Source organism: Streptomyces sp. NPDC091371 (assembly GCF_040684275.1).
Taxonomy (GTDB): domain Bacteria; phylum Actinomycetota; class Actinomycetes; order Streptomycetales; family Streptomycetaceae; genus Streptomyces.
Map to the genome: position 1 here is coordinate 169,974 of NZ_JBFBFP010000010.1, position 13,436 is coordinate 183,409.

Genomic DNA, 13,436 nt, shown 5'->3' on the forward strand with positions numbered 1-13,436 from the left:
TGTCCGGCCGTCCGGTACGGCACCGGCCGCGGATCAGCGCCTGCCCCGGGCCCGGTCCTCGTCGTGTTCGTGGACCTGGGCGGCGATGACGGCCGCCTGGACCCGGCGCTCCACACCCAGCTTGCCGAGCAGCCGGGAGACGCGGTTCTTGACGGTCTTCTCGGACAGGTAGAGCCGCTCGGCGATCCGCGCGTTCGTGAGGCCCTCGCCGATCAGGTCGAGCACGGCGCGCTCCCCCTCGGAGAGGGCGGAGAGCCGCCCGTCCTGCGCCGGCTCCGTGGGCTCGGGGGCCCGCAGCGCACGCATGAGGCGGGCGGTCGTCGCCGGGTCCAGCATCGACTGGCCCGAGGCGACCGCCCGTACCGCCGAGACCAGGTCGGAGCCCTTGATCTGCTTGAGGACGTACCCCGCCGCCCCGGCCATGACCGCGTCGAGCAGCGCGTCCTCGTCGTCGAACGAGGTCAGCATCAGGCAGGCCAGCCCCGGCATGCGCGAGCGCAGCTCGCGGCAGACGGTGATCCCGTCGCCGTCGGGCAGCCGTACGTCGAGTACGGCCACGTCCGGGCGCACCGCGGGGCCCCGGGCCAGCGCCTCCGCGGCCGTGGAGGCCTCGCCGACGACCTCGATGTCCGGCTCGGCGTCCAGCAGGTCGCGCAGGCCGCGGCGGACGACCTCGTGGTCGTCCAGGAGGAACACCCTGACGGGGAGCTGCGCTGACGCCGCGCTGCCGGACACGTGGCCCATTGTCCCAGGGAGGCGGGGCGGCCCGGAAGACGCACCTCCGGGCCCGCTCCCGGGAGGCGCACTTCCGGCCCGCTCCCGGATGCCCCGGCGTCAGCCCTCGTCACCCGGCGCGTACGCGGTGAACGGAGCCCAGCCCTTGAGGGCGAAGCCGTCGCCGGCCCGGACCACCTCGGCGGCGCCGTGGCCGCCGAAGTGCGCCGGAACCAGCAGCCCGCCCTGGTCGGCGGCCCAGCCGAGCAGCCGGCGCCGCGCGGCCCGCGCCTGTGCCGCGTCCTCGCAGAAGCAGCTGTTCGCGTCCGGTTCCAGGATCTGCACCGGACTGTGCAGCAGGTCTCCGACGAACACCGCCCGGTCGGTGCCCGAGACGAGCGTGACCACGGAGGACCCGGGCGTGTGGCCGGCGGCCAGGTCCAGCGTCAGGTTCGCGTCGATCCGGTGGCTGTTCCCCTCCCACAGCAGGGTCCGGCCCGCCGCGTGGACGGGGGCCACGCTGTCCTCGAAGGCGTGGGCGTTGCCGTCGCCGAGGACGGAGGCGTGCCCGTTCGCCGGGTTCCAGAAGTCGAAGTCGTCGCGGTGGATCAGGTAGGTGGCGTTGGGGAAGGCGGGCACCCAGTCCTCGCCGTCCAGGCGGGTGTTCCAGCCCACGTGGTCCGAGTGGAGATGGGTGTTGACGACGAGGTCCACGTCCTCGGGCCGTACGCCGGCCCGGGCGAGGTTGCCCAGGAAGTCGGTGTCCTGCTGGTCCCAGGGCATGCCGGGACGCGGCTTGTGGTTGCCGCCGCCGGTGTCGATCAGGATGGTGCGGCCCTCGCTGCGCAACACCCAGGTCTGCAGCGCCGCGTTGGCGACGGGCGGCTCGCCGTCGACGAACTCCGGCCGCAGCCAGGAGGATTGCTCCTCCCAGACGTTCTCGCTGCTCTCGGGGATGAAGCCGTGGGGGGTGAGCCCGAGGGGTCCGTAGTACTCGCGGACCCGGCTCACGGTGACATTGCCCAACTCGATGGTGTCCATGGCCCCACCCTCGGCGGGCCCGCGGCCGGCAGCCACACCCTCCGCTGCCTATCCCCGGCAGGGAGAGGCAACGGGCTTGGGTCCCCCGGATACTGGGGCGCATGGACGGACAGACCTCCCTCGGCGCGTTCCTGCAGGCCCGCCGCTCCCGGCTGCGGCCCGCGGACATCGGCCTCGACACCTACGGCGAACGGCGCCGCGTCCAGGGCCTGCGCCGTGAGGAACTGGCCCTGCTCGCCGGGGTCAGCGCCTCCTACTACGCCCGGCTGGAACAGGGCCACGCGCACAACGCGTCCCCGGAGGTGCTGGACGCGATCGCCGGCGCGCTGAGGCTGGACGAGGTCGAGCGCCGGCACCTGCACGACCTCGCGGGGGCCGCGGTGCGGCGCCGGCCGGCCCGACGTCCGCCGCCGGAGAGGCTGGACCCGGCGACCCGTACGCTGCTGGACTCGATGCCCGACGTGCCGGCCGTCGTCACCGGCCGGCGCACCGACATCCTGGCCTGGAACCCGCTGGGCCACGCCCTGATCGCCGGCCACCTGGACCCGCACGCACCGGACCGGCCCGCCGACCGCCCGAACATGGCCTCGCTGATGTTCCTCGACGCCCACACCCGGGACCTGTACGCCACCTGGGAGGACAAGGCCCGGGCCGTCGTGGCCAGCCTGCGCCACGCGGCGGGCCGCCACCCCGGGGACGCGCTGCTCGCCGCCCTCGTCGGCGAACTCAGCATGCGCAGCCCCGAGTTCGCGTCGATGTGGGCCGACCACCGGGTCCGGCAGTGCACCGTCGCCGAACACCGGATGCGGCATCCGCTGGTCGGCGTGCTGACGGTGACCCAGCAGGGGCTGAGGATCAGCGACGACCAGACCCTGATCGTGGCGACCGCCCCCGACGGCTCGGAGGCGCGCACGGCGCTCCGGCTGCTGGCGCAGGCCACGGCCGGCGCCACCGCGGACGCCGAAGGCGGGGGAGCCGCGGTGGCCGCGGGACCGGGCCGGTAGAGTCGGCTCGCGCCGCGTGCCGCCCTTCGCGCGGCGGACGGGGGAGGGGGCGGGGGCATGCACCTCGAGCTGTTCGGTGTCGACTTGGGCGACCCCTTCTACCAGGAGTTCCTCGCCGAGCAGGAGAAGGCGTACGGCCGGCTCGGCCAGCAGGTGATGGTGCGGTTCGGCAAGGGCGACCCGCGCGTCGGCGCCGATGCGCTCAGCTGCGTGGCGGCCGTCGACGACGACGGCCGGCCGGCGGGCGGAGTGCGCATCCACCACGGCGTCTCTGGGGAGTTGCCCTCCGAGATCCACCTCCGCAGTCCGCAGGTCGCCTCCGCCGTGGCCGCCGCCCGCGCCCGCGGAGAGGCGGTGGCGGAACTCTCCGGCGCATGGGTGGCGCCGCACTGGAAGGGGCGCCACCTCGTCACCGTGCTCGTGGTCGCCGGCGTGGCCGCCGCCGAATCCCTCGGTGCCACGGCGATCCTCGGCAGCTGCTCGGCCCGCCTGACCGGGACGTACGAGCGCTGCGGCTACCGCTGGCGGTGGGAACACCCCCTGGCCGACGCGCCGTTGCCGGGCGTGACCTCGTACTACTCCCTCGACCGCATCGAGGCCTTCCACCACCGGGAAGAGCGGCTGGCCCGGGCACTGCGCGCGCTGGGCCAAGGGCTGCGGACCACGCCCCGGCGCATCCCCGAGCAGCGGCTGCGCGTCTGCGCCGACGAGCTCGGACTGCGGCTGTTCGAGCCCGCGCAGCTCACGCCGGAACCCTGACCCGGTCCGACGCCCCCGTTCCCCGACCACGACAGCCGAAGGTGCACGATGAGTCTGGAAGCGCACATCACCTCCGCCACCCGGACGACGACGGCCGACGACGCGGAGCCGTGGCGTCCGGGGCTGTTCGACGCGGCCGACCCCCGGCAACGGGCGGAGCTGACCGGCATCCTGGACCGCGGTGGGGCGTCGGCGGTGGGGGACACCCTGACCGAACAGCTTGCGGAGCTGCTCACCGCCCGCCGCCCCGCCTGGCGCCCGAGCCCGCAGGAACTGGCCGCGGCGGTGGAAGACCACCTCGACGGGCGGCCGCCCCTGGAGTACGGGACCTGGGCCTGGTACCCGTGGTCGCGGCGGCTCGTCCACGTCCTGCCCGGGCCCGAGTACCGAGAGTTGCGCCAGTCCCGCAACCAGTACAAGATCACGGCGGCGGAACAGGCCGGGCTCACCGGCAGGACCATCGCGGTGGCCGGCCTCTCGGTGGGCGCCGCCAGCGCGTTCACCCTCGCCCAGGAAGGGGTCGGCAGCCGCTTCCGGCTCGCGGACTTCGACCGGCTGTCCCTCTCGAACCTGAACCGCCTGCGGGCCTCGGTCACCGACATCGGACTGCCCAAAGTGGTCATCGCCGCACGGCAGATGTACGAGATGGACCCCTACCTCGACATAGAGGTCTGGCCCGAGGGCCTGACCGAGGACAACGTCGACGGGTTCCTCACCGGCGGCGGCCGCGCCGACCTGTTCATCGAGGAGTGCGACGACCTGTACATCAAGGTCTTCGCGCGCGAACGCGCCCGGGCGCACGGCATCGCGGTGCTCATGGAGACCAACGAGCGCGGCATGCTGGACGTGGAGCGCTTCGACCTCGAACCGGACCGGCCCCTGCTGCACGGCCTGATCGACGGCGTCGCGGCCGCCGACCTCAAGGGGCTTCCGGTCCGCGACAAGGTTCCCCACGTCCTGCGGATCCTCGGCCCGGAGAACCTCTCGGAACGGATGGCCCCCTCGCTGATGGAGATCGGGCACACCCTCTCCTCCTGGCCCCAGCTCGCCTCGGGGGTGGCGCTGGGCGCCGCCGTGGTCACCGACACCGCCCGGCGGGTCCTGCTCGGGCAGTTCACCGCCTCCGGACGCTTCTTCGTGGACCCGGCGGAACTCATACGGGACGGCGCCCAGGCCCCGGTCCGGGCCCAGGCAGCCCCGGAGCCCGCCGTGCCGCCGACCGCCGTGCCGCCGACCGCCGCGAGCCCGGTACGAGCACCCGCCGCGCTGGCCCCCGCCCCGCCGCTCCTGCTGCCCGGCCCCGGTGGGGTCCTCGGCGAGGAGGGCGTCCGCCGCCTCGTCGCGTACGGGATCCAGGCCCCCTCCGGCGGGAACGTCCAGCCCTGGACGTTCGTCGCGCGCGGCCCCGTGCTGCACTGCCGGGTCGACGAGACCCAGCCGGCGACGCTGCTCGACTTCGAGGGCGCCGCCACCCGGCTCGCGATCGGAGCGGCCGTCGAGAACATCGACCTCGCGGCCCGGGCCGCGGGCTGGGCCTGCCACGCGCGCCCCTTCCCCGATCCGGCCGACCCCGCACTCGTCTGCGAGCTGACCTTCTCCGGGGCCCCGCACACACCGCGCCCCGCACTCGTCGACTGGATCGAACGGCGTGCCACCAACCGCCGGGCCGGCCCCGCCCGTCCCCTGGACGCAGTCCACCGGCAGACCCTGACGAGCTGTGCGGCCGACAGCGGCGCACGCCTGCACCTGCTCACCGACCGCGCCGAGTTGGCGGAGGCGGGACGGATCCTGGGCGCCGCCGACCGGCTGCGGATGCTGTCCCGCCGCATGCACGCGGAGATGATGGGCGAGCTGCGCTGGACCCCCGAGGAGGTACGGGCGACCCGGGACGGCATCGACATCGCCACGCTCGAAGCGGACGCCGCCGACCTCGCGGGCATGTCCCTCGCCCGCCACTGGCCCCACCTGGCCTTCGTCCGGCAGATGGGCGGCGGCCGGGCCTTCGAGGAAGGCGCCCGCGACGGCGTCGCGGCCTCCTCGGCGATCGGCTGCCTGACCATCGCCGGGACCGGCCCCGAGGCCTCCTTCGAGGGCGGCAGGGCCCTGCAGCGACTCTGGCTCACCGCGACCTCCCTGGGCCTCGGATTCCAGCCGGTCACCGTACTGCTGTACCTCCTGGCCCGTGTCGAGCGCGGTGACGGCGCCGGACTCGACGCGGCGGAGACGGCCACCCTGCACGCCCTGCGCAAGCGTCTGTCCGCCCTCGTCCCGCAGCGCCCGGAGGAGACCGAACTGCTCCTGTTCCGGCTCTCCTACGCGCCACCGCCCACGGCCCGCGCCCTGCGCCGGGGCGTCGACGCGGTACTCCGCTTCGACACCCCCGACGCGGGGCGGGCGACACCGTGACCGGGGATCAGGCGCACTTGACGCCGACGGAGGCGGCGGCGAGGGTCTCGTCGAGCTTCTGGACCCGGGGCTTCAGCTGGGCCTGGGCGGCGGAGCCCGTGGTGTCGCCCGGCAGGTTCGCGTAGCCGGACTTCAGGTCGCCGACGAGCTGCGCCTGCCCGTTGGGGAACGCGCCGCGGACCCGCTCGATCACGGCGTCGGAGGACAGCAGGAAGAGCGCGGAAGTGCCGGGCTTGACCTCGGACTTCACGCCCTCGATGAACTGGTCGTCGATGCCGACGTCGGTGAGGGAGCCGCCGAGGGCCGCGGCTGCCGCGCCCACCGCGGCGCCGAGCAGCGGCACGAAGAAGAGGAGGCCGAAGAGCATCCCCCAGAAGGTGCCGGAGAGGGCTCCGGCCCCGGTGAGGTTGTTGAGCTGCTGGGTCTTGGGCTTCTTGCGGTCCTCCTATGCGGCGGGACGACGGCCTTCGTCACCCTGAGTCACACCGTGCTCCGGCGGAGTGATTCGCCCGTTCGGCCGTACTCCGCTGTCCGGCCGCCCGCGTCCGCCCCGAGGGTGGAAGGGCGTGGGGCGTCACGCCCCACCGGACGAAGGAGCTTCACGTGGCACAGACTGCCTCCCCGAGCGGCCCCTCGCGGCACACCTCCCAAGGGGGTGACGGAAGGTCGGCGGCCGGAAGCGCCTGGGCGGCCGGCGGCGCGATGTTCGCCGGAGTCGTCCTCCTGGTGGAGGGCGTCATGTCCGTCCTCAAGGGCATCGCCGGTATCGCGGAGAACGACGTGTACGCCCGGCTGGGCGACTACGTCTACAAGCTCGACACCTCGGCCTGGGGCTGGATCCTCCTGCTCCTCGGCATCGTCCTCGCCGTCGTGGGCTGGGGGATCCTCAAGGACGCCCCCTGGGCCCGCGCGACCGGCGTGGTCCTGGCCGGGATCAACATCGTCATCAACTTCATGTGGCTGCCCTACGCCCCGGTCTGGGCCCTCGTCTCGATCGCCCTCTGCGTCTTCGTGATCTGGGCCCTGTGCACCGCGGGCTCGGACACCCCCTAGCCCCCGGCCGGGGTCAGCACCACGAAGTCGGCGTTCGACGGGTCGAGGCAGACGGCCAGCCGGCCGACGCCCTCGGCGTCCTCCGGACCCATCTGCACGCTGCCGCCGTTCTCCCTCACCCTGGCGACGGCGGCGTCACAGTCGGTGACGTTGAACACCGGGTGCCAGTACGGCCGCCCGCTCGCCAGGGCGAGGTGCTCCTCCGGCAGCTCCATGAGACCGCCGTGCATGCGCTCCTCGGGGAGACCGGCGGGGGTGATGAGGGAGTACGTGCCCCCGCCGCCCGGCAGCTCCATCTCACCGAACCGCCAGCCGAAGACGCTGCCGTAGAACTCCTTGGCGGCCGCGGCGTCGCTCGTGTACAGCTCCGTCCAGGACAGTGAGCCCGGCTGGTCCACCAGGTCGACGCCCTTGTTCGTGCCGGGCTGCCAGACGGCGAACTGGCCGCCCAGCGGATCGCTGTACTGCGCCATGCGGCCCCACTCGTCGAGATCCCGCGGTGCCACGCGCACCGACCCGCCGGCGCCCTCGACGGCCCGGGTCGTGGCGTCCGCGTCGGTGACGCTGTAGTAGATCATCCAGGCCGACCGCGCCCCCTCCTCGGTGAGCTTGCCGAGCCCGGCGACGACCTTGCCGTCCTTGCGGAACATCCCGCCTTCCATGTCCTCCCCCTCGCCCATGGACTCGTACTCCCAGCCCAGGACGGCGCCGTAGAAGGCGGCGGCCGCAGGGACGTCGGGAGCGCCGAGGTCGAGCCAGCAGGGGGAGCCGGGGGCGAAGTCAGTGGTGATCATGACGATTGCCTTTCGCGGATCGAGTGCGCCCCTCAGCGTGGCACCGGACACCGGCACCCCGCCCGCCGACCGGCCGGTCGGCACCGGAGTGCATCCGAACGGGCCGGGAAGGCGGAAGAGAGGGGCGGAGGCCGGCGAAGGGGAGTGGCTGCACATGACGACGCGTACACGGACCGCGCCCGGCGGCGAGCGCTGCCTCGTCACCGGACCCGGCGGCTACATCGGGGGCCGGCTCGTGCCCGAGCTGCTCGACGCCGGGTACACCGTCCGCTGCCTGGCCCGCACGCCCGCCCACCTCCACGGCCACCCGTGGGCGGACCGCGTCGACATCGTCCGCGGCGACGTCACCGACGCCGACAGCCTGCGGCCCGCCTGCACGGCGTGCACGTGGCCTACTACCTCGTCCACTCCATGACCGCCGGGCGGGACTTCGAGGAGACGGACCGCCGCGCCGCCCGCACCTTCGCCGCGGAGGCCCGCGCCGCCGGGGTGCGCCGGATCGTGTACCTCGGCGGGCTGACCCCGGCCGGCGTCCCCGACGGGGAGCTCTCCCCGCACCTGCGCTCCCGGGCCGAGGTCGGCAGGATCCTCCTCGCCTCCGGGGTGCCCACGGCCGTGCTGCGGGCGGCCGTCGTGATCGGCTCCGGATCCGCCTCCTTCGAGATGCTCCGCTACCTCACCGAACGCCTCCCCGTCATGGTGACCCCGAGCTGGGTCAGCACCCGCGTCCAGCCCATCGCCGTACGGGACGTCCTGCGCTACCTCGTCGGCGCCGCCCGCATGCCCGACGAGGTCAACCGGGCCTTCGACATCGGGGGGCCGGACGTCCTCACGTACCGGCAGATGATGGAGCGCTACGCCACGGTCGCCCGGCTGCCGCGCAGGTTGATCCTGCCCGTACCCTTGCTCACCCCGGGCCTGTCCAGCCAGTGGATCGGGCTGGTCACACCGGTGCCCGCCGCCCTCGCCCGGCCCCTCGCCGAGTCCCTGCGGTACGAGGTCGTGTGCGCGGAACACGACATCACCGGCCACGTGCCCGACCCGCCGGGGGCGCCCCTGCCCTTCGACCGTGCCCTGGCCCTCGCCCTCCAGCGCGTGCGCGACGCCCAGGTCGTCACCCGCTGGTCCTCGGCCGCGCTGCCCGGAGCACCGAGCGACCCGCTGCCCACCGATCCCGACTGGGCCGGCGGCAGCCTGTACACCGACGAGCGGGAACGGGACGTGGCGGCGGCACCCGAGGCGCTGTGGCGGATCATCGAAGGGATCGGCGGCGAGAACGGCTGGTACTCCTTCCCGCTCGCCTGGGCCCTGCGCGGCTGGTCCGACCGGCTCGTCGGCGGGGCGGGACTGCGCCGCGGGCGCCGCGACGCCGGCCGGCTGCGGGTCGGAGACGCCCTGGACTTCTGGCGCGTCGAGGAGATCGAGCGGGGGAGCATGCTCAGGCTCCGGGCGGAGATGCGCCTCCCCGGCAAGGCCTGGCTGGAGATGTACGCGGAGCAGGACGGGGACGGCCGGTCCCGGTACCGGCAGCGCGCCCTGTTCCATCCCCGGGGGCTCGCCGGACAGCTCTACTGGTGGAGCGTCGCGCCCTTCCATGCCGTCGTGTTCGGCGGCATGGCCCGCAGGGTCGCGCTGACCGCGGAGGGGTCCGCCCACACGGGAGACGGCTCCCGGCCGGGGCCGCGCCGGACCGGGCCGCTGAACCCGCCGCATCCGTGAGCCCCCCCCGCGCGCCGAAGGAGGAGCACAGCGCACGTGCAGCAGCACACCGGGCGCGGGTGCACGCGCGGGCGGCCGCACGCGCCGCCGGCCCGGTGTCCGATCGCCAGGAGTGGTGCCATGAACGTCTCGGTCGTCCTCTTCACCTCGGACCTCCGCCTCCACGACCACCGGCCCCTGCGGGCCGCGCTGGAGTCGGCGCCCCAAGTGGTGCCCCTCTTCGTCCGGGACCCCGCCGTGGACCGGGCCGGCTTCGCCGCACCCAACAGGCTCGCCTTCCTCGCCGACTGCCTGGCCGACCTGGACGCCGGACTGCGCGACCGGGGCGGCCGGCTCGTCGTGCGGCACGGCGACACCGCGGCCGAGGTGTGCGCGGTGGCCCGGGAGGCCGACGCGGACGAGGTCCACACGGCCGCCGGGTGCAGCGGATTCGCGCGCGGGCGGGAGCAGCGGCTGCGCCGAGCCCTGGAGTCCGACGGCCGCCGGCTGTACGTCCACGACGGGGTCGTCACCGTCCTGCCCGCCGGTGAGGTCACGCCGGGCGGGTCGGACCACTTCGCCCTGTTCACCCCGTACTACCGGCGCTGGTCGGCCGAGCCGCCGCGCTCCCCGGTCGCGGCCCCCAGGGCGGTACCGGTGCCCCACGGCGTGCGCTCCGACGAGGTGCCCGCACGGGACGCCGTCGAAGGCGTGTCCGACGGGCTGGCCGTCGGCGGCGAGAGCGAGGGGCGCCGGCGGCTGGGCGCCTGGATGTCCCGCCACGTCGACGCGTACGAGGACCGGCACGACGACCTCGCCGGCGATCTCACCTCCCGCCTCTCCCCCTACCTGCACTTCGGCGCGGTCTCCGCCACCGAGCTGGTGCACCGTGCGCGGACCCGGGGCGGGCCGGGCGCGGAGGCGTTCGTACGGCAGGTGTGCTGGCGGGACTTCCACCACCAGGTGCTGAACGCCCGGCCCCGCAGCGCCACTCGGGACTACCGTCCGCGGCACGACCGGTGGCGTCACGGGCAGCGGGCCGAGGCCGACCTGCGGGCCTGGAAGGAAGGCCGGACCGGATACCCCGTGGTGGACGCCGCCATGCGCCAACTCGCCCACGAGGGCTGGATGCACAACCGGGCGCGGCTGGTGGCCGCCTCCTTCCTGACCAAGACGCTCTACCTCGACTGGCGGACCGGAGCCCGCCACTTCCTCGACCTCCTCGTCGACGGCGACGTCGCCGACAACCAGCTGAACTGGCAGTGGGTCGCGGGCACGGGCACCGACAGCCGGCCCAACCGGGTCCTCAACCCCGTGCTCCAGGCGAAGAAGTACGACCCGGTCGGCGCGTACGTACGCCGCTGGGTTCCCGAACTCGCCGACCTGGAACCCCCGTTGATCCACGAGCCGTGGAAGCTCACCGCGGCGGAACGGGCCTCTCGCGGCTACCCGGACCCGACCGTGGCGCTCGCCGACGGCCTGGCGCGCTTCCGCCGCGCCCGGGGCCTCGACTGACCGTACGAAAACGCTGCGCAAACGATGCGCGTTGAGGAGGGCGCCGCGGCCGCCGGATCCTGAGGAGGCCGGGAGCAGCCGGTTCCCGGCGAGAGGAGCCGTGATGGCCACAGCGTCCCCCGCGCACCGCCTCCGGACGCCGCCGGGCGCGGGCGGGCCGACGGACGAGGAGATCGGCGCCGGACTCGCCCGCGGCGACGAGCCCGTACGAGGCCACCACCTCGTGCAGCAACGCGTCCAGGGCGGGGCCGTCGAGGCGGACCGCCGCCCGGGCCAGTCCCCGGCCGTGGCCGGAGCCGGGGGTGCGGGCGGGCGCCGCGGGTGCTGCGGGAACCGGCGGCGCGGGTTCCTGACCGGCCCCCGCCAGGGCGGCCCGGGCGGCCTCGGCCGGGGGCACGCCGGACGCGGTGAGCCGGCACATCGCCTCCAGCACCGCGACGTCCGCCGGGGCCCAGCGCCGGTGCCGCCCGTCCTCACGGGCTGCCGGGCCGATCCCGTACCGCCGGTCCCACGACCGCAGCGTGGTGGGGGAGACCCCCAGCCTGCGGGCCGCGGCTCCCGTGGTGATGCCGGCTGTCGCGTCGGCCATGTGCCAACGATACGACGCACAAGCGGTGCGAGCCGGTTTCCGGCCGGTAATCGATCGCCCGGCGGCCTGCCCGCGGGGGAGGATATGGCGCATGAATCACCCGCCCGAGTCCTTCCAGGTCCTTCCCGGCGCCGACGCGTCGCCGGTGATCCTGCACGTGCCGCACTCCTCGCGCGTCATACCGGAGTCCGTCCGCCGCGGCATCGTGCTGGACGACGGGGCGCTGGCGCGGGAGCTGGACCACATCACGGACTCCCACACCGCCGACATCGCCGCCGCGGCCGCGGCCGCCGCTCCCGTCACGCCGTGGCGGTTCGTGAACGGGCTGTCCCGGCTCGTCATCGACCCGGAGCGGTTCCCCGACGAGCGCGAGGAGATGCTCGCCGTGGGCATGGGGGCGGTGTACACGCGCACCACCCACCGGGAGCGCCTGCGTCCGGACGGCTTCGACCCGCGGCCGTTGACCGACCGCTACTTCCACCCGTACGCGGAGGCGATGACGCGGGCCGTGGCGGACCGGCTCGCGGCCGTCGGCCGGGCCGTGATCATCGACGTGCACTCCTATCCGACGCGGGCGCTCCCGTACGAACTGCACGGTGACGGGCCCCGGCCGCCGATCTGCCTGGGCACGGACCCCTTCCACACCCCGGCCGGGCTCCTCGGCGCGGCGGAGGAGGCGTTCGCGGGCTTCGGCGGCACGGGGCTCGACACCCCCTTCGCCGGCACGTACGTGCCGCTGGAGTACTACGGCAAGGACGACCGGGTCGGTGCGCTGATGGTCGAGATCCGCCGGGACGTGTACATGTCCGAGCCGGGCGGTCCCGCCGGGCCCGGCCTCGGCGCGCTGGCGGCCGCCCTGGCCGAACTCGTGGGCGGCCTGCGCGCGTAGGGGGCGTCCGGGGTCTATGCCCGTTCGGTGAGCAACTCGGCTAGGTGGCAGACGAATTCGGTCAGCAGGTCCCGTAGCGGTCCGCTGCGGGCGACCCGGAATCCGTGTCGGCGGCCCCAGAACGCGGCCCGCACCGCGTGGAACTGGGCCCAGCGCAGGACGCGTTCACGGTCGAGTTCCGCCGCCTCGGCGAAGACGTCCACGACGCGGTGCACGGCTTTGCGCAGGTCGTCCGCCTGGAGGAGGGTCGGCGCGCGCGTCTTGAGCAGCGTGCCGCCGTCGTAGGCGGGGTCTCCCGCGTACCCCTTGGGGTCGACGGCCAGCCACGGCTCGCGGTCGGCGCGGAGGATGTTCCCGGCGTGCAGGTCGCCGTGGACCAGGGTGTCCGGCTGGGCGCGGCCCAGCTCGCGGACGGTCGCCACGGCCGCGTCCACCGCATGGGGCGACAGCGGGTGCGCCAGTTCCCCGGCGTCCCTGCGCAGCCCCTCCTCCCAGGCGTCGGCCTCGTCCCGCAGCCGCGGCAGCCCGGGCGGCGCGGGGACGGCCAGCCGCCGGCCCAGCCTCCCCGCGACCGCCACCACCTCGTCGCCGTCCGCGACCTCCGCCAGGGTCGAGGTCCGGACCCGTTCCAGCAGCATCGCGAACCGCCCGTCGTCGCGCTCGTACAGCAGGACGGCGCCGCGCCCGCCCCACGCCGCGAACGCGTCCGGTTCGTGCACGTTGCCGGGATGCGGGAACGACACCTTCAGCACCGCCGCCCCCGAAGCCTGCCTCCGCACCGGGACGATCACCCCGACACCCCCGTGCATGACCTCGCCGTCCGGCACGCAGTCCCAGCGCCCCAGCAACTCGTCCACGATCCCCGGCAACGCGGCGAGCCACGCCGTCCCGCGCTCTCCCTCGCGCTCGACGGTGCTCCTCGTGAAGGCCTCCGGAATCACAGTCATCCGGGCACGATACGCGCCGCAGATTCG

Annotated in this window: 10 protein-coding genes and 3 pseudogenes; 7 read left to right on the forward strand and 6 right to left on the reverse strand. The window is 74.6% G+C overall.

Features of this window, described 5'->3' with window-relative positions:
* Positions 1-33: 33 nt before the first annotated feature.
* Together AB0O21_RS14570 and AB0O21_RS14575 are read right to left on the reverse strand one after the other, a co-directional pair.
* Complete coding sequence (locus AB0O21_RS14570) at positions 34-735, reverse strand: response regulator transcription factor (RefSeq protein ID WP_365170894.1); 702 nt, start codon at positions 733-735, stop codon at positions 34-36.
* Positions 736-834: 99 nt separating this feature from the next.
* Positions 835-1,755 carry an MBL fold metallo-hydrolase gene (locus tag AB0O21_RS14575; RefSeq protein WP_365170896.1) on the reverse strand — a complete coding sequence of 307 codons (921 nt, stop codon included), beginning with the start codon at positions 1,753-1,755 and terminating at the stop codon, positions 835-837.
* Positions 1,756-1,856: 101 nt separating this feature from the next.
* Between AB0O21_RS14575 and AB0O21_RS14580 the strand changes: the two genes are divergently transcribed.
* From AB0O21_RS14580 to AB0O21_RS14590, 3 genes are read left to right on the forward strand one after another with little or no spacing between them, the layout of a single operon-like run.
* Entirely contained in the window at positions 1,857-2,759 is a 903-nt protein-coding gene (locus tag AB0O21_RS14580) for a helix-turn-helix domain-containing protein (protein WP_365170898.1), read from the forward strand.
* A gap of 57 nt (positions 2,760-2,816) precedes the next feature.
* Entirely contained in the window at positions 2,817-3,518 is a 702-nt protein-coding gene (locus AB0O21_RS14585) for a GNAT family N-acetyltransferase (protein WP_365170900.1), read from the forward strand.
* A 48-nt stretch (positions 3,519-3,566) separates the two neighbouring features.
* On the forward strand, positions 3,567-5,924 hold the full coding sequence (locus tag AB0O21_RS14590) for an Rv1355c family protein (protein WP_365170902.1): 2,358 nt from the start codon (positions 3,567-3,569) through the stop codon (positions 5,922-5,924).
* 7 nt (positions 5,925-5,931) lie between these two features.
* Here the strand turns inward: AB0O21_RS14590 and AB0O21_RS14595 are convergent.
* Positions 5,932-6,303: pseudogene (locus tag AB0O21_RS14595) on the reverse strand (DUF1269 domain-containing protein); the annotation flags it as partial.
* 224 nt (positions 6,304-6,527) lie between these two features.
* Here AB0O21_RS14595 and AB0O21_RS14600 point away from each other — a divergent pair.
* Positions 6,528-6,977 carry a hypothetical protein gene (locus tag AB0O21_RS14600; protein WP_365170904.1) on the forward strand — a complete coding sequence of 150 codons (450 nt, stop codon included), beginning with the start codon at positions 6,528-6,530 and terminating at the stop codon, positions 6,975-6,977.
* Here AB0O21_RS14600 and AB0O21_RS14605 read toward each other — a convergent pair.
* A complete protein-coding gene (locus AB0O21_RS14605; protein WP_365170906.1) occupies positions 6,974-7,771 on the reverse strand; it encodes a VOC family protein in 798 nt (265 codons plus the stop codon). The genes AB0O21_RS14600 and AB0O21_RS14605 overlap by 4 nt on opposite strands.
* Positions 7,772-7,925: 154 nt before the next feature.
* Here AB0O21_RS14605 and AB0O21_RS14610 point away from each other — a divergent pair.
* Positions 7,926-9,490 (forward strand): annotated as a pseudogene (locus AB0O21_RS14610) (SDR family oxidoreductase).
* Positions 9,491-9,610: 120 nt separating this feature from the next.
* Positions 9,611-10,984, forward strand: a complete 1,374-nt coding sequence (locus tag AB0O21_RS14615) for a deoxyribodipyrimidine photo-lyase (RefSeq protein WP_365170908.1) — start codon at positions 9,611-9,613, stop codon at positions 10,982-10,984.
* Positions 10,985-11,198: 214 nt separating this feature from the next.
* Here the strand turns inward: AB0O21_RS14615 and AB0O21_RS14620 are convergent.
* Positions 11,199-11,573 (reverse strand): annotated as a pseudogene (locus tag AB0O21_RS14620) (MerR family transcriptional regulator); the annotation flags it as partial.
* Positions 11,574-11,664: 91 nt separating this feature from the next.
* Between AB0O21_RS14620 and AB0O21_RS14625 the strand changes: the two are divergent.
* Complete coding sequence (locus AB0O21_RS14625) at positions 11,665-12,462, forward strand: N-formylglutamate amidohydrolase (protein WP_365170910.1); 798 nt, start codon at positions 11,665-11,667, stop codon at positions 12,460-12,462.
* A 14-nt stretch (positions 12,463-12,476) separates the two neighbouring features.
* Here the strand turns inward: AB0O21_RS14625 and AB0O21_RS14630 are convergent, their stop codons facing one another.
* The gene (locus AB0O21_RS14630; protein ID WP_365170912.1) at positions 12,477-13,409 is read right to left on the reverse strand and encodes an aminoglycoside phosphotransferase family protein; all 933 of its coding nucleotides are present in this window, start codon (positions 13,407-13,409) and stop codon (positions 12,477-12,479) included.
* Positions 13,410-13,436: the final 27 nt, after the last annotated feature.